The sequence below is a fragment of the Psychrobacter glacincola genome (genome assembly GCF_904846075.1).
GTDB lineage: Bacteria > Pseudomonadota > Gammaproteobacteria > Pseudomonadales > Moraxellaceae > Psychrobacter > Psychrobacter glacincola_C.
This window is the reverse complement of the sequence record NZ_CAJGZH010000002.1, coordinates 881,177-896,824: the sequence shown is the minus strand read 5'-3', so window position 1 is coordinate 896,824 and position 15,648 is coordinate 881,177. Positions and strand designations below refer to the sequence as shown.

The window sequence follows — 15,648 nt, the reverse complement described above, 5'->3', positions numbered from 1 at the left end:
GTATTATCACATGCTACTAGAATTGATACTCTGTGCTTGCTGGACCTACGCAGATAGAAATTGCTAAAAACTCATTTGAGTAGCAGTGTATGCTTTTAAAAGTTGGGTAACTATAACTTTCTAATTATTTAGGTTAGATTTTATCAAGGTTAAAATCTTAAAAATATAGTGTAGCTCAACACTTGTTATTTCTAAGCCGGGTTATTATGATAGCGCGTATCGAAATAATCAACTACTAAATAAATCAAGTGTTTAGATGTATTTATTTAAGGTTTGTCGACACTATAGTGAATCATTAACCCTGACAACCTACCAACCACAAAGCACCGCGGCTTTGTTTGCTTAATTGCGGCGTAGTCAGCGGCGCAGCTGTCGTGCGTGACATGCCATATGAGCCAGATGAATTATCTAAACTGATTCCGGCGCTCGCGAGTAGGGCGGATAATAACTGAAATTTCACCGCATAGTTCATATTTTGTGCATGCTCATGGACGAGGCTGGACGTTACCATGCCGATAACTTCGCCAGTCGGCAGTAATAAAGGGCTGCCACTAGAGCCTGGCTGAATAGGCGCAGTAAATTGCAGATAGCGAATATCATCGCCAAACCCTGTCAGTCCTGAGATGCAGCCTTGCGTTACTTGTAATTGGCTACTCAATCCTGATAACGGAAATCCCAAGGTGGTGATGGTTTCACCTAAATTATCAGTACAACGCTGTGCTAAGGGTAAATAACTTGGCAGTGGCTCACTTACTCTAATAATGGCTGAATCACTACCAATATCGCTGAGCACCACTTGCGCTTCACGATCAGGCTGCCCTTGCTGACGCACACCAATCATCGCCGCCGATTCAATGACATGATAGCAAGTCAGTAAATGATAGGGATCGATAGCAAACGCTGTCCCTGTCCAAGTTTCACCAGATTGAACTTGTCTGGGCGGACGTGCGTCACTGTTAGGATAACCTTGCTGCTGTGCACGCTGGGCATCTTGGATAAGGGCATGCGTATCTGGCGGACGCACATCAAGGCTAACTTGTACATGATGCTCAAGACTTGCCAGTCCTTGCGTGGAGCTTTCACCAAGGGCACGGCATTTAAATTGTCCATTGCGTCGGTATATCTCTAATATGATCGCCGCTTTAACATGGCGTTCACTTGCGGTAAATTCATAACGAATATCGCCCTCATTGAGTGTTAAGCTTACCTTGCTCAATTCAACGGCAGGTAAGTTTAGGCTTGGCTCATGATAAACATAAGCAATCAGTTGTAAAAAGCTTGCACCTTGTTTATCAAACAATGCAGGCAAATCCAATTGCCATGCATTTGGATCATCTTTGCTATTGAGCTGCGCCCATTCCTTCTGTTCATGAAGATAAGCAGGACTACAAGCGGCTTTTCGATGCTCATCCAAAGGCAGCCATAGTAGCCCAAGCTGCTCGCCAAACTTTGACTGATCTGTCGTTGCAAAGGCGACCGAACAATTCGATGTCGCGATGACCGTATTTGCCCCTAACACTAACGTGGTTTGTGCTGTCATCGTTTGCCTCTTATTGAATATATTCGGTTGTGATTGATTTATTATTGTCGATTCATTGCCGTCAGCTTTTTATATTATTATTTTGACTTATTCAGTGATGTCTTCTTCAACCTTTACACCGACCATAATAGAGCGTACTTGGCAGGGGGTTATTTGTTGCGCGATATCAGCCAGTATCGGTTTATCGGTTAAGCCTAGCCAATAAGCAAATCCAACTTGGGTCAAATCCACACCGCTATGGGTGGTGTAATCAATGCCACCAGAAGGGCGACTATTAATCTCAAGCACACGGTGATAACCGTCATCATCAGCTTTGGTTTGGACACTGACGATGCCATCGCAGCCAAAGGCTTTTATGAGTGGAATGACGACATCCATGACCGCTTGCTCGTAGCCGATATGCTGAATTTTCCCCGTTTTATAACGGGTGACAGCAGCCAGCACTTCGCCATATTCACAGACGACATCGATAGAGTACTCTTGCCCTGACAAGTAAGGCATTAGCAGCATGGGAATTGGGCGCTCACGCACCATGACACTGTTTGCATAGGCATTGATAAATTGCGTGGTATTGATTTTTTTCTCTTCGGTAAAGTATAAATGCTCAAAGCTATCGTATTGTTCACCTACTTCTTTGCCCATCTCTTTAACTTTGCCTAAACGCCAAAACCCTTGTGCAAAAATACCCGTAACCGGTTTGACGCATAATGGTTGGTGACCGTACGTAGCAAGTAATGCTTCAAGCTCTGCGACATTATCAAAGCGCCACGCCTCGGCAACGGGAATATCATGCTCATGACACTGCTGCATAAAGGCAAACTTATCATCTATCACTTCTAATGCTGCCACACTCGCTGCACCCGTCAATAAACGAATACCCGCTGCGACAAACGCCTCACGCTGGGCTTCGTAATCAATACCATTGCGTCCAGTGAGCAATACTTTTACGTTGTTTTTCTGCGCTTGTTCTAACACAAACTGCCAACGCGGCATCAATGGTTCAGCAGATTCGAGCACTGCTTGCTCATCGTTATCTGCGGTGCTTATAGAAGGCTCGCGGTAAACGCTGTCAGCAAATTCAAAAATCTCAGGTCTATTGTGGCGATGTGAAGCGATAATGTTGAACGAAGTATCAGCGTGATTTTTTAGGGTTTGCAGGCTGGCTAACATATCACGCTGGCTTGACTGACCTTCAGCTAACCAAACGGCAGGTGACGCGGCAGTTGATGTTGTATGATCGTTATCGTTAGCAGGGATTTTCATAGTTCTCTCAGCATTATCGTAGGTTTTAGATATAATTGAATAATTCAGTATCGTCATCGCAACACCATCAGGAATATAAGCAAGCCGTAATATTGCTAATAGTAGGGGCTATTATATACAAATGCTAAGCGTTATAAATGCTGCTGACAAAATAGCATGAAGGATTTGTAAAAATATTTTTTAGGGTCATTGGCACGCTATTGAACGGTCGTACGCTTTAAAAGTCAGCGGCCATCCATGCTACTATATGACAATTATTAGCATAACAAACACACGCACATAATAAATAATTCAAAGGATGTATGATGAGCCAAATCCAACCTCAACAACTGATTGCTGGTGCCAATGCGCCACTACCAACAGATAATATTAGCATTCGTATTTTAAGCCAAAACGCCATTGATTGTGCCGCTTATCGCCTGACAGCTGACGGTAAAGTACGCGGCGATGGCGACATGATATTTTATGGGCAGACACGTAGCGATGATGGCAGTGTGAGTTTCCGTGGTCATGATAGCGATGGATTTTTTGATATCAATTTACCTGCGCAGCCTGCAAATATCGAGAAGATAGCATTAGCTTTTTCTAGCGCGCAGACGCTTGCGCAAGTTGGCGATGTCGATATTCAGGTATTGCAAGGCAGCCAAGTGCTGATGACTTGCCAACTAAGTGCAGCCGGACGTAATGAAAAAGCCATTATTTTAGCGGAATGTTATCGCCGCCAAGGTAGCTGGAAGTTTCGTTTTATTGCCCAAGGTTTCGAAGGAGGGCTGAAGCCTTTGTCTGAGCATTTTGGTGTAGAGATTGCTGATGAAGCGCCCGCTCAAAGCCCTGTACAAGACCAGTCACAAGGTCAAGCTCAGCCCATCAATACGCAGCGCCCAATCAATACGCAGAAAGCAGGTAGTGCGCCTCAAACAAGCGCGCCGCCGCCAATTCCTACAGCTTCTCCAAATCCGTCAATTAACCTAAGCAAAATCACTTTAACCAAAAATCAGTCTAGCATCAACCTAAAGAAACGTGATGACTTTGGTAAAATCTCTGTTAACTTAAACTGGAATCAAAATCCGACTGCCAATCAGCAAGCACCCAAAAAAGGCTTGTTAGGCGATCTTTTCAAACAACATAAAGCGGGCGGTATTGACCTTGATGTTGGGGCGATGATTCATCTGAAAAATGGTGAAAAAACCTTGATTCAAGCCTTGGGCAATCGCTTTGGTAGCTTAACATCAGCCCCTTACGTTTGTTTGCGTGCTGATGATAGAACTGGACAAGTCAGCGGCGGTGAGTGGCTAGATATTAATGGTCAGCAGTGGTCGCAGATAGAGGAGGTGTTTATTTTCGCCTTTATCTATGAAGGTGCACCAAATTGGGCGCAAACCGATGGCGTGGTGACCATTCATGTGCCCGATCAGCCACCGATTGAAACCCGTTTAACGGAAGGGACAGGTAATTTGCCAATGTGTGCGATTGCGCGTCTGGTCAATCAACAAGGTAGTATCAACGTTGAACGTATCAATCAATACTTCAAAGGGCATCAAGAGATGGATAAAGCCTTTAATTGGGGCTTTAGTTGGAAGCGTGGTAGTAAGTAAGTGCTTTAAAAATATTCTTTAGCACACGTAAAAAAAACAGCCGATCTAATTATAGATGGGCTGTTTTTTATCAATAACGTTGCTTCAATGGCTCATTTTAACGGATGAACGCTAATCCAATTAAAGCTTTGAATCCTTTACGCATGCGGCGTGATGGCAGGCATCAAATCATGAAAGGTGCGACCAGAAGCCGTTTCACCAATCGCATGCATTTTCCACTCATTATTATGACGATATACTTTTGCCATAATCATCGCGGTATGCCCACCTTGCGCTGATAAATTGTAGCGCGCGACTTCCTGATTGTTATTGGCATTGACGATACGACAAAATGCATTTTCTACCGTTTCAAAGGTTTGACCAGTGAAACTATTGACCGTAAATACTAGAGAGACGACATTGGCAGGGATTTTTGAAAGATCGACATTGATAACTTCGTCATCACCATCGCCGTCGCCAGTGCGGTTATCACCAGTATGGACGATACTGCCATCTTTTGATTTCAGCTGACTGAACCAAATCGCATCGATGGCTTGTTTATTGGTATCAAACATGATGCACGAGGCATCTAAGTCAATTGAGTCGCCGCCGCTACCACCACCGAATAACTTGCCCAAGAACCCACCTTTTTTATCTTGAGGGTTTTGAGCAACGTCCCAGCCTAGACCCAGTTTTACTTGGGTAAGCTCGCCGCCCGCTTCTTTGCTTAGGGAGATTTTCTGACCTTTTTGTAAACTAACTGCCATGTGATATTCCTTATACTACAGTGTTATAGTAATTGTGAGTAGAGGGTTAAATAAAGTCTATGATAACGAGGAGTCGTTGTAACATACAGCTTTAAAAACATAATAATAGCTATAAGATATTGCCAAGCAAACTGTTACTGCCACCTCGACCGCCTGAGCTAGTCCCTAAGACGCTTTGTAGCCAGCCTTGGTAACTATCACGATTACGAGAGCAGATAATGACTTTGCCTGAGCCTGAGAAGTTTAAAACCATACCTTCGCCACTGGTGACCGAATTGATAATATTGCCCATGAAGCCTTTTTTCTTACTGGTGGCGACTGACAGTTTGTATTCCAAACGTGAGTCCCAACAGACCACATGACCGTTATCAATGATGACGTCTTTACCAGGTTCAACATCAATCTCAAACAATGAGCCAAAACCCGATACCACTACCTGACCTTGACCTTGCGTCTGCATCACCATAAAGCCGCCAGTATCACCAAAGACGGCGCCACCTAGATTACGTTGAATCTTAGCCTTTACATCGACACCCGTTTGCGCCGCGACAAATGCGCCATCGCTTAAAGTATATTGCTGTGCACCGCAATCAATGATTTGCATATCACCGTCGAGCGTTGGCGCAAGTAAACAATCGCCTTCACCGTTCACAGCTTCAATCTGTTGCTGAAACAAAGATTCATCATTGGCAAAACGGCGCATAAGTGATTGCATCAGACCGCCTTGCAGCTTACCTTTTAGCTCAAGGTTTGATTCCATCATCACCATTGCATTGGCTTCACAATAGATGGAGTCGCCTTTTTTGAGGTTACAATGAAGAAATGGTTCAATGGTACCGATCAAGCTAAACGTGGCGGTCATAGGGTGCGAATCCTTATATCAGTATTCTATATGTTTGTAAGTCATCTCTGTAAGTCGGCTTAACCATAGATTTTCGCTAGCCTATTACTTTTAAAGCCATCAAATGCGATAGTAGGGCACACTTGATGGCTTTTCGGGCTTATATTATTAGCGCTAAATGTTAGTCAGCTCTTAAACATTAACACCATAAGAAGCCGCTAATGGTCCAAGACCACCGCTGAAGCCTTGACCGACGGCACGGAATTTCCAGTCACCACTATGGCGATATAATTCACCAAAAATCATCGCGGTTTCGGTGCTACCGTCTTCTGATAAGTCATAACGTGCGATTTCAGCATCGCCATTGTCGTTAACGACACGGATGTAAGCGTCACCCACTTGACCAAAGTTTTGATTGCGGCTTTGACCTTCATAAATAATCGCACAGATAGCGACTTTGCTCACGTCAGCTGGAATGCTAGCAAGATTGATTTTGATTTTTTCATCATCGCCGTCGCCTTCACCAGTACGGTTATCGCCAGTGTGCTCAACCGCGCCATTGTCTGACTTTAAGTTGTTAAAAAAGATGAAATCTTGGTCATTACGTACTTTACCTGCTTCATTGACCAAAAAGCCAATCGCATCTAAGTCAAACTCTTGACCGTCAGTAGCACGTGGATCCCAGCCAAGACCGACTGTAATATTGGTTAAACCCGGCGCTTCTTTTGATAAGTTTACGTTGCCGCCTTTTGTTAAGCTAATAGCCATATAAATATCCTTTTGATTAATAATTGAGTGGATTGAATAATAAAAAAAATAAACTAAAATAGTGCAGTGGTCGATATATAAATGCAAACAATGAATAAATTTACTCGTATGCCACGCCCTGCATATCATTACGATTTACTATACTAAGCGATTGCTTACTAAGCAAGGCGTATTTTGTGTGATTACGATATGATTACTAAGGGAAATATCAATGCTGCAAGTCTGATACTTTTTAACCGTCCGAGCAACAGTCGTTAAGGTGTTGTTATCAAAAAGTAAATTAGATCGTCAGGCAGTGCAACATAAAAAAGCACTTATTCAACGGGTGTCAAATAAGTGCTTTAAAGCAAAAACGGGTCATACCAACTGCTTTGGTACAACCCGTCTATTTTTAAACTAACTTTATCTATCCACTTTATACTGTTTGATATTAAAAATTTTTGCTTGGGTTTTTAACATCGAACGAGCATCAAGTAATTGATTTGGCTTCTCGCTTACGATAATTGAGTGAAGCGACAAACGCCCAACCAATAAAGGTAATACCAATCAGACCAGTGATAAGCTCTGGTACATGGAATTTCACTGATAGCAGCATGATGATAGCTAAAGCACCGATAGCATAATGCGCGCCATGCTCAAGATAGACATATTCATCAAGCGTGCCTTTATCGACCAAGAAGATAGTCATCGAACGTACAAACATCGCACCAATAGCCAGACCTAGCATGATGACGATTACGTCATTGGTAATCGCAAATGCGCCAATCACACCGTCGAAACTGAATGAGGCATCAAGGACTTCTAGATATAAGAAACCGATAATACCACCTTTCATAATCGCGCTAGTTGCAGCACCAGTACTATTACCTTGAGCATCTAGTTCTTCTTCAAGATCACCCTCTAACATACCAGAAACCACTTGTACGCCAAGGTAAACTAAGATGCCCCATACGCCAGCGATTAGGACCGCAGCTGATTGCTCAGGCTTGGCAAATGATACGGCAATCATCAAGACGATAAGCGCGACAAACACGCTCATGGCATCGACTTTGCCTAATTTTGCCAGACGGCTCTCAAGCCAATCGAACCAGTGTACTTCTTTTTCATCAAAGATGAAGTTTAAGAAGACGAGCAACAAGAAAATACCACCAAATGCTGAGATTTCGGCATGATGCGCCAATAATCTGGCTGAGTATTCTTTAGGATCGTTCAACGCCAAATCTATAACTTGCATCATACCAAGATCAGCGGTAACCGCGACGATGACAATAGGGAATACCAAACGCATACCAAAGACGGCGATTAAAATACCCACCGTTAAAAATATCTTTTTCCAAAACTCGTCCCAGCCCTTAAGGACTGAGGCGTTGACCACCGCATTATCAAACGATAATGAAATCTCCATGACGGCCAAAATAGCGGTAATAGATAGGGTGGTTATCATACCGCCCATACCGCCATGTGAATATCCCCACCATGCCGCGACCGCTAGGGCGATGGCGGTGAAAATAAAGTCTAAATAAAAATGTCTCATGACACATCCTGTCTGGTTGCATAAAGCTAAGGTCGGCCTACTATAGGCACAAACCACAAAAAAAGCGGTTATCGCTAACCACTTTTTTTGCATAATTCTAAACGAAACATAAAGCATTACTAGTCATTTAGCTATGAATAATTGTGACTATTTTGCAACCATATTTTACAGCCATTATCATTGCTAATGGTGAGTAAAAATAGAGGGCTAATACCTGCGTTATATTTTGAGTTTAATTGTCATATAGTAGTCTAAGCATGAATAAGTTATCAAATTAGATAACAACGCCATACTGTTGACACATGGCTTGCAAGCCGCCTGAATAGCCTTGACCAACGGCACGGAATTTCCATTCACCGTTGTGACGATAGACTTCGCCAAATACCATTGCCGTTTCAACAGAGTAATCTTCTGCCAAATCAAAACGTACCACTTCAGTGCCTGTCTCTTCATTCACGACACGAATAAAGGCATTGGCAACTTGACCAAAGTTTTGACTACGAGCCGCTGCATCATGAATAGTGACAGTGACGACAATTTTATCCACATCAGCTGGGACTTGAGTCAGATTTACTTTGACGACTTCATCATCTCCATCACCTTCGCCAGTGCGGTTATCACCAGTATGCTCAACCGCGCCATTATCAGACTTAAGTTGGTTATAGAAAATGAAGTCATGGTCGCCGCGTACTTTACCTGCCGTATTCAGTAAAAACACACTGGCATCAAGATCAAACTCAGCACCAGAAGTTGCGCGTTCATCCCAACCAAGACCAATCAGTAACTTGGTTAAATTTGGGTCAGTCTTGGTGAGCGATAAGTTACCGCCTTTATTAAGTGATAATGCCATGGGATTGTCCTTATTATTAAAGTAAAAGGTTATTAGAGTAGGGAGAGGGGCAATATTAAAGCAATAGCAATGCAAGCTATCAAACGTAAGCTAAAGTAGCAAAATCGATAGTGGGATTGAACTGGTCGAAAAATTATATAGTCAAGGAATTTTAGAATCGCTACAAGGCTATCGACCGAAGATAGCACACTGAGTACATCTAGGGCGGGTAACACCGTAGCGGTTTAAAAGTGCTCTGACTATAGCTGCAAAACTATTGCTTAATGACGCTCTATCATAACAACAAAAAATGACCCAATCAAAGCCGATTGGGTCATTGTTATGTGTATGACAAGATTGACTATAAAAGATGGCGTCTAAATGCGGTGGTCAACCTTTATATCCATCCATAAACTTAAATTATCAGCCCTGACGATGACGAATCTCAAAACTTTGATGAATGGGCTTTTTAATATCAAAATCAAAACCAATGGTTTTTTGCGTGATATCGACAATATCATAACGCTCGGTTAACTGCTCATCGAGCTCAAAGCGGGTAAAGTTATTTGAAAAATATAAAGTCCCGTCAGAGGTCAAGCGGTTCATCGCACGATTAATGAGGGCAGAGTGGTCGCGCTGCACATCAAAGGTACCTTGGAACTTTTTCGAATTTGAAAAAGTCGGTGGATCGATAAAGATGACATCAAATTGTTCAGTATTGTCTTTAATCCATTCAAAGATATCGGCTGCGACGAATTGATATTTATTGCGGCTAACGTCCAGACCATTTAATACAAAGTTTTGCTTACCCCAGTCTAGATAGTTCTGTGATAAGTCAACGCTAGTGACTTTTTTCGCGCCAGCCAATGCCGCATGGACACTTGCGGTACAGGTATAAGCAAATAAGTTCAGTACGGATTTATTACGACTGTTGTCTTTGATACGGGCACGCATATTACGGTGATCAATGAACAAACCCGTATCCAAATAGTCCGTAAAGTTGACGTAAAAATAAGCACCATCTTCACGTGCAACATGAAATTTACCACGCTTTTCTGTGGTGTTCTGTTTGCTATATTGGTCATTACCAGACTGGCGTGCACGGGTCTTGATAAATATTTGTTCACGGTTAATACCAAAAACTTCACGAATACCCATTAGTGCCAAGTTGAAGCGTTTTTTAGCCGTCTCAGGTGGAATGGTTTTTGGTGGCGCATATTCTTGCACGTGCACATAGTCGCCATATAAATCGACGGCGACTTTGAAGTCGGGCAAGTCAGCATTGTAAACGCGCAAATTACTAACCTTATCTTTTTTAGCCAATTTCTTCAGCTTGGACAGGTTTTTTTGCAAGCGGTTGATAAAGTCTTGTCCCTCTTCCACTTCAATCTCACGTTTTTCGAAGCGACTAACGATATTGCCCGTTTGTCCCGCAATCAACGTGCCATAGCGGAAATAAACGGTGATAGCACCATTATGACAGCGTAAGGTTTTTGGTTCTTTGATAGGTAAGATATCAACTTGCTCAACATTAGATGCCAATATGCCAAGCATTGGATCGATGCCGCTACCAGCAAAGCTGTCTTGCAAAATAAGTCCAATCGCCTGATATAACGGCTTAATCATCTCTTCGTCACCCAAACGCTCACCATAAGGTGGGTTAGTGATGATTAGAGGATTGCTCAATCGACCGTCATCGACCAATGGCTTCAAAATAGTGCTCAGCTGGTCAAGCGCACGCGTCTCAAGATCAAGTAGTGGTAGTAAATCTTGCAAACCTGCGGCAATCAAGTTTTTCTCTGTTGCTAAAATCGCGCCGCTATCGGCATCAAAACCCAAAATCAGCGGTAATGTATCTGGTTGCTCATTAGCAATTGCTAAGGCTTCGCGGAAACGTGTCTGGGCATCATCGATCATCTGTTGCCATAAGGCATCGTCATGATGCTGCCATTGGTAAAAACCAAATTGATTGGCGGCTTTATCGATACCCACAGCATAATCGCAATGCATGAGTAGTGCTTCAATAATAAAGGTGCCAGACCCACACATTGGGTCAATTAGCGCATTATAAAAAGGTGCATTGCCAGCTTCATTTTTCTTGTGCCAGCCTGCACTATAAAGTAGGGCCGCTGCCAAGTTTTCTTTGAGTGGTGCTTCAGTCATTGCCACACGATACCCACGGCGATGCAAACTGGTACCTGATAAATCTAAATACAGCTCAGCTTGCTTATCATTCACGGTTGCAAATATAGAAAAGTCTGGATTTTTACTATCGACGTTAGGACGGCTGTCATAAACTTCATTGAACGTATCTGCAATCGCATCTTTGATACGTAGCATCGCAAACTGTTGACTGACGGCGACACGCTTGTCGACCGACAGACGAATGGCAAAAGTTTGCTCTAAACTAAACTGCTCAATCCAATTGACCGATTTTGCCAAGCCATAAAGTTGCTCAGCCACATCGTATTCAGCATTGATGTTTTTGCGTTTAATGAGCATTAATACCCGCGAGGCGACACGTGACCACAAACAAATGCTATATAAGTCACGCAAAGTACCAGTAACTGCCAGACGGCCTGTACTTTTGATTTCACTTGCAATACCAAAACTTGTCAGCTCAGTTTGGAGTGGTGCCTCAAGCCCATCGGCACAGGTGATAATAAGGTCAAGCGACAATTCTGGTGAAGCTGCTGTTAGAGGTGCGGGCGCGGTTGTTTCGGTCATACGGATACCTGTGGGCTAAATTGATAAGTAATGCACATCATAAAATAAGATGTTTAACCGCCAATTTTACCATAATTCAAGGCAGGATGGTTTAAAGTGGTGGTGTTTATCAAAGAGAGATTCAGCAGCGCTACCTTTCACAAAATCATGCTTATCATACTGAGGATGAAAACCTTGAGCCTAAAAATTGTGGGGTAAATTGTCCAAAGGATAAATAATATAATGAGCTTATTTATCCGCTTTGCTCAGTGGTGGTGTTTCTGACACGACCTGCGTTGTAGTTGCAAAAGGTTTAGTGGCAATAGGATAATCCACATCCTTTGGCATAAGCAGACGCATATGAGGATAAGGAGTAGAAATATTAGCGGCATCAAAGGCACGCTTGATATCTTCTTTTAAACCTTCTTTAATTTTGGGCATGCGCGCGACAGCGGCAGGCTTGACCCAAAAACGCACAATAAAAAACACTCCATACTCACCAATTTCATCCACGGTGGCCGAGGTTTCAGGACGGCTGAGTACCACATCGGTATCAGTAAGCACCTGCAAAATTTCCTTGCGAGCAGTATCAACATCATCTTCAAAGGCGATACGCACACGAATATCGAAACGTATGAAGTTCTTGGAGGTTAAATTGGTCACCTCAGAGGAGGCAACGTTAGAGTTGGGAATAATGACGGTGATGTTGTCTCGCGTCAAAATATGGGTGGTGCGTAACGCAATGAGTACGACGCGACCCTCGTTGTCATTGATATGAATCCAGTCCCCAACCTGAAAAGATTGTTCGAGTAAAATGGTAATACCTGCAATGAAATTAGCAAGCGTTGACTGGGCAGCAAAACCGACTGCCAAGCCCACAATCCCTAAACCTGCGACCAATGAGACGATATCGAAACCAAATTGCGCCATGACGCTGGCAAGTCCGAGTACCAATAGCAGCACTGACAAGATGTTTTGAAGCAGCTGCTCTATAGAAGCATTAAGACCATAATGCTGTAACACCCTATGGATAATCTGTCCAGATGACGCCCAAAGTACATAATAAATACCCGCCCATGTACTGGCTTTTGCAGTAGCTTTGATAGTCTCAGGCTCAAAGTAAATCTGGCTCATAATGGCAATCAGGCTGGCAACTATCCAGATATAACGCAAGACCGAACGGACAATCTTAGTACGGCGCTCATTCAGGCGGATTTTTGTCCTACTTTGCTTAAGGATGTAAATGGCAAGCCAATAAAAAAATCCCAACACTGCCAGCAGTATTAGGATTTTGATGGCAGTACTAGCGAGCTCTACCGCTTGAGACGACCAATCAAGCGACTCTTCATCGACAGAGCCGCCAAGCGCAAGGTAGAGGCTAGTATGCAGGTCACGAACAATCTCTTTAAAAAAATCAGTAATACTAGCGATTGCCATTTTTTGGTCCATGCAGAGTTTTTTAAAGTATCTCAAGTCGTCAGTGCTACCAAACACAACATGAGTGATGATTAATACGAGACATCCTTGTTTTGGAAGTGTAGCTGAGCTGATGCTTAAAAGCTATCTTCCTGTGTGTCTTGGTACTGATAAGGTATTGCCATTTTGTGTTGAACATCGCGTAACGCGGTACGTAAGCCTTCTAATATCGTAGGATGATAAAAAGGCGTATCGAGCATGGCCTTAACACTCAAATCATTGGTAATCGCTGCCGCTAAAATGTGTCCAATATACTCGGCATCAGGACCCACCATACTAGCGCCTAAGATTCTATCAGTTTTTTTACAGCCATAGATATGTAGCAGGCCACAGTTGACGCCCATCACGCGACTACGTCCTTGATTATCGAAGCTGACACTACCGATGACATATTCTAAGCTTGTATCCTGCTGAATGTCTGGTAGAGACATGCCGACGTTAACGATTTGCGGTGAGCAAAACACAATAGAGAAGGGCGTGGCGGGCGGGCGAATATGAGCGGCGTCTTCATTCTCGCAGACCATACTTCCAGCGCTATAGCCTTCATCACTGGCCACATGCAATAGTGGGAGATTGGCGTTGGCATCACCAACGATATAGACATCTAAATCACCAATCTGACCTGTTTTTTTATTCAAGTGCTTTGGACGATCCTTGTCGTCAAGTTCAACGCCTAAGTGTTCGACTCCCAGCGGTTTGATATTATTGCGGCGACCAGTGGCAACCAGTACATACTCACCTTGCCATTGTTGCGACTCTCCAGCACTGTCTTCATAATCAATGAACGCGGCTGAATGGTCATTATCCGTGGCTGTTTGCACGCCGACATCGTTGATTTTGCTGCCCAAATGCATGGTCAATTCGCGGCTTAAGCAATCGATAGCTTTGTTATTGATATCATCGTCTTTGAGACCTGCAACACGTTTGACACGATTAAACAAAGTTACTTCTACGCCTAAGCGGTTAAAGGCTTGCGCTAGCTCTAATCCGATAGCACCTGTACCGACGACGGCCATTGTTTTGGGTAAATTTGTGAGTTCAAAGATCGTATCAGAGGTGAGCATGGCGTCACCAAGCTTATCTGCCCAGCCATCTGGGATAAATGGAGAGCTGCCCGTGGCGATAATGATTTTGTCAGCGGCAATCAGCGCATCATTGACTTCAATGAATCCTTGGTTATTGATATGAGCGCGTCCTGAGATTTTTTTGTGATCAGGCCAGCTATCTACTTGAGCTTTGACGTAGCTAGCAAAATGAGCACGCTCGTCCCGAACGCGTTGCATGACTTGCTTGCCATCTATCTGGACAGTGGCATGGACGCCAAATTCAGCAGAGAGATTGGCTTCATACGCGCGATGAGCGGCGGCAATCAATAGTTTGCTTGGCATACAGCCGACCGCAATACAAGTGGTCGTCCAGAATCCGTCATTAATAATAACAACATCATCATGGGTTTTACTGGCTTGACGAAAAGCATTTTGCCCAGCAGTACCTGCACCGATAACGGCAACAGATACTTGGCGAGTAGCTTTGGATGCTGTGTTATCCGCTGCAGTATCGGATTGTCTATTCATATGATTCTCAAGTTATAAGATGTTTATTATTCAGGGCTGTTTTTTAGATGATTTTTTTAAGAGATTCCTCTGATAAGAGATTGCTCTAAAAAATTATTAAAAAACGACTTTCAGCCTCTGATATCCAGCGTTTATCCTAATGATTATTAGCGTCTATTTTAAAATGCTTTTTTATGATTCTTGGCTTTATTGGTTAAGGTGCTAAGGTTTCAAGCAAACGTTCAGTGTAGCCTTTGGCACGTAAATTTCGCTGAGCATGAGTCAGCTCGCTATCTTTGTTAAAGACAAACGCTGAGCGGACCAGCCCTAAGCTGATTTTTCCATACATATTTTTTTCTTTAATAACGTCAAAGTATTGGCATAGTTTTTCATCAGTATCGCTGATAAGGGCAATGTTTAAATCATATTTGGTGATGAATTTCTCATGAGATTCAACACTATCACGTGAGACGCCGATAATGTCATAGCCTAAATCATCAAACTCATGGAGATGAGCAGTAAATTCGGTGGCTTGAGTGGTACAGCCTGGCGTACTGTCTTTTGGATAAAAGTACAGAATAAGCCCTTTATCAGTATTGGCAATCATCTCTTGGAGATTGATTTCATCATGGATAAAGTTGCCGGCAAGCTTTCGTACTATCGTCACTGGAAAGTCAGGTAAGGTTAGGTTTTCTGTGGTTGGTTTTGCCATTATAAAATCCTTATTCGTTTTTGTTTATGTCAGTACTTATATCAGTGCTTATGTCGATTGATAATCTATGCTGTGTGCTTATTAT

At 43.1% G+C, this 15,648-nt stretch carries 12 protein-coding genes; 1 reads left to right on the top strand and 11 read right to left on the bottom strand.

Going from position 1 to position 15,648, the window contains the following annotated elements:
- Positions 1–295: 295 nt before the first annotated feature.
- Together JMW85_RS09875 and JMW85_RS09870 are read right to left on the bottom strand one after the other, a co-directional pair.
- Positions 296–1,540 (bottom strand): trypsin-like peptidase domain-containing protein, encoded by a 1,245-nt coding sequence (locus JMW85_RS09875; protein WP_201581634.1) that lies wholly within the window; start codon positions 1,538–1,540, stop codon positions 296–298.
- A gap of 87 nt (positions 1,541–1,627) precedes the next feature.
- Complete coding sequence (locus tag JMW85_RS09870; protein ID WP_201581633.1) at positions 1,628–2,803, bottom strand: ATP-grasp domain-containing protein; 1,176 nt, start codon at positions 2,801–2,803, stop codon at positions 1,628–1,630.
- Positions 2,804–3,108: 305 nt separating this feature from the next.
- On the opposite strand from JMW85_RS09870, the gene JMW85_RS09865 reads away from it, so the two are divergent.
- On the top strand, positions 3,109–4,398 hold the full coding sequence (locus JMW85_RS09865; RefSeq protein ID WP_201581632.1) for a TerD family protein: 1,290 nt from the start codon (positions 3,109–3,111) through the stop codon (positions 4,396–4,398).
- A gap of 137 nt (positions 4,399–4,535) precedes the next feature.
- Here the strand turns inward: JMW85_RS09865 and JMW85_RS09860 are convergent, their stop codons facing one another.
- From JMW85_RS09860 to JMW85_RS09820, 9 genes are all read right to left on the bottom strand, one after another.
- Positions 4,536–5,144: a TerD family protein gene (locus tag JMW85_RS09860; RefSeq protein WP_045445366.1), complete on the bottom strand. Its 609-nt coding sequence runs from the start codon at positions 5,142–5,144 to the stop codon at positions 4,536–4,538.
- 109 nt (positions 5,145–5,253) lie between these two features.
- The gene (locus JMW85_RS09855; RefSeq protein ID WP_045451333.1) at positions 5,254–6,006 is read right to left on the bottom strand and encodes a TIGR00266 family protein; all 753 of its coding nucleotides are present in this window, start codon (positions 6,004–6,006) and stop codon (positions 5,254–5,256) included.
- 171 nt (positions 6,007–6,177) lie between these two features.
- Complete coding sequence (locus JMW85_RS09850; RefSeq protein WP_045445372.1) at positions 6,178–6,753, bottom strand: TerD family protein; 576 nt, start codon at positions 6,751–6,753, stop codon at positions 6,178–6,180.
- Between the two features lie 469 nt (positions 6,754–7,222).
- Positions 7,223–8,287: a DUF475 domain-containing protein gene (locus JMW85_RS09845; RefSeq protein WP_045445375.1), complete on the bottom strand. Its 1,065-nt coding sequence runs from the start codon at positions 8,285–8,287 to the stop codon at positions 7,223–7,225.
- Between the two features lie 274 nt (positions 8,288–8,561).
- Positions 8,562–9,137 (bottom strand): TerD family protein, encoded by a 576-nt coding sequence (locus JMW85_RS09840; protein WP_055123872.1) that lies wholly within the window; start codon positions 9,135–9,137, stop codon positions 8,562–8,564.
- Positions 9,138–9,539: 402 nt separating this feature from the next.
- The gene (gene rlmKL, locus JMW85_RS09835) at positions 9,540–11,843 is read right to left on the bottom strand and encodes a bifunctional 23S rRNA (guanine(2069)-N(7))-methyltransferase RlmK/23S rRNA (guanine(2445)-N(2))-methyltransferase RlmL (RefSeq protein WP_201581631.1); all 2,304 of its coding nucleotides are present in this window, start codon (positions 11,841–11,843) and stop codon (positions 9,540–9,542) included.
- Between the two features lie 228 nt (positions 11,844–12,071).
- On the bottom strand, positions 12,072–13,259 hold the full coding sequence (locus JMW85_RS09830) for a mechanosensitive ion channel family protein (protein ID WP_227681779.1): 1,188 nt from the start codon (positions 13,257–13,259) through the stop codon (positions 12,072–12,074).
- A 116-nt stretch (positions 13,260–13,375) separates the two neighbouring features.
- Positions 13,376–14,872 carry a dihydrolipoyl dehydrogenase gene (locus JMW85_RS09825; RefSeq protein ID WP_201581629.1) on the bottom strand — a complete coding sequence of 499 codons (1,497 nt, stop codon included), beginning with the start codon at positions 14,870–14,872 and terminating at the stop codon, positions 13,376–13,378.
- A 193-nt stretch (positions 14,873–15,065) separates the two neighbouring features.
- The gene (locus tag JMW85_RS09820; RefSeq protein ID WP_201581628.1) at positions 15,066–15,563 is read right to left on the bottom strand and encodes a peroxiredoxin; all 498 of its coding nucleotides are present in this window, start codon (positions 15,561–15,563) and stop codon (positions 15,066–15,068) included.
- Positions 15,564–15,648: the final 85 nt, after the last annotated feature.

Coding starts and splice junctions, on each gene's coding strand:
- JMW85_RS09875 (WP_201581634.1), bottom strand. CDS start 1,540: ATGACAGCACAAACCACGTTAGTGTTAGGGGCAAATACGGTCATCGCG.
- JMW85_RS09870 (WP_201581633.1), bottom strand. CDS start 2,803: ATGAAAATCCCTGCTAACGATAACGATCATACAACATCAACTGCCGCG.
- JMW85_RS09865 (WP_201581632.1), top strand. CDS start 3,109: ATGAGCCAAATCCAACCTCAACAACTGATTGCTGGTGCCAATGCGCCA.
- JMW85_RS09860 (WP_045445366.1), bottom strand. CDS start 5,144: ATGGCAGTTAGTTTACAAAAAGGTCAGAAAATCTCCCTAAGCAAAGAA.
- JMW85_RS09855 (WP_045451333.1), bottom strand. CDS start 6,006: ATGACCGCCACGTTTAGCTTGATCGGTACCATTGAACCATTTCTTCAT.
- JMW85_RS09850 (WP_045445372.1), bottom strand. CDS start 6,753: ATGGCTATTAGCTTAACAAAAGGCGGCAACGTAAACTTATCAAAAGAA.
- JMW85_RS09845 (WP_045445375.1), bottom strand. CDS start 8,287: ATGAGACATTTTTATTTAGACTTTATTTTCACCGCCATCGCCCTAGCG.
- JMW85_RS09840 (WP_055123872.1), bottom strand. CDS start 9,137: ATGGCATTATCACTTAATAAAGGCGGTAACTTATCGCTCACCAAGACT.
- rlmKL (WP_201581631.1), bottom strand. CDS start 11,843: ATGACCGAAACAACCGCGCCCGCACCTCTAACAGCAGCTTCACCAGAA.
- JMW85_RS09830 (WP_227681779.1), bottom strand. CDS start 13,259: ATGGCAATCGCTAGTATTACTGATTTTTTTAAAGAGATTGTTCGTGAC.
- JMW85_RS09825 (WP_201581629.1), bottom strand. CDS start 14,872: ATGAATAGACAATCCGATACTGCAGCGGATAACACAGCATCCAAAGCT.
- JMW85_RS09820 (WP_201581628.1), bottom strand. CDS start 15,563: ATGGCAAAACCAACCACAGAAAACCTAACCTTACCTGACTTTCCAGTG.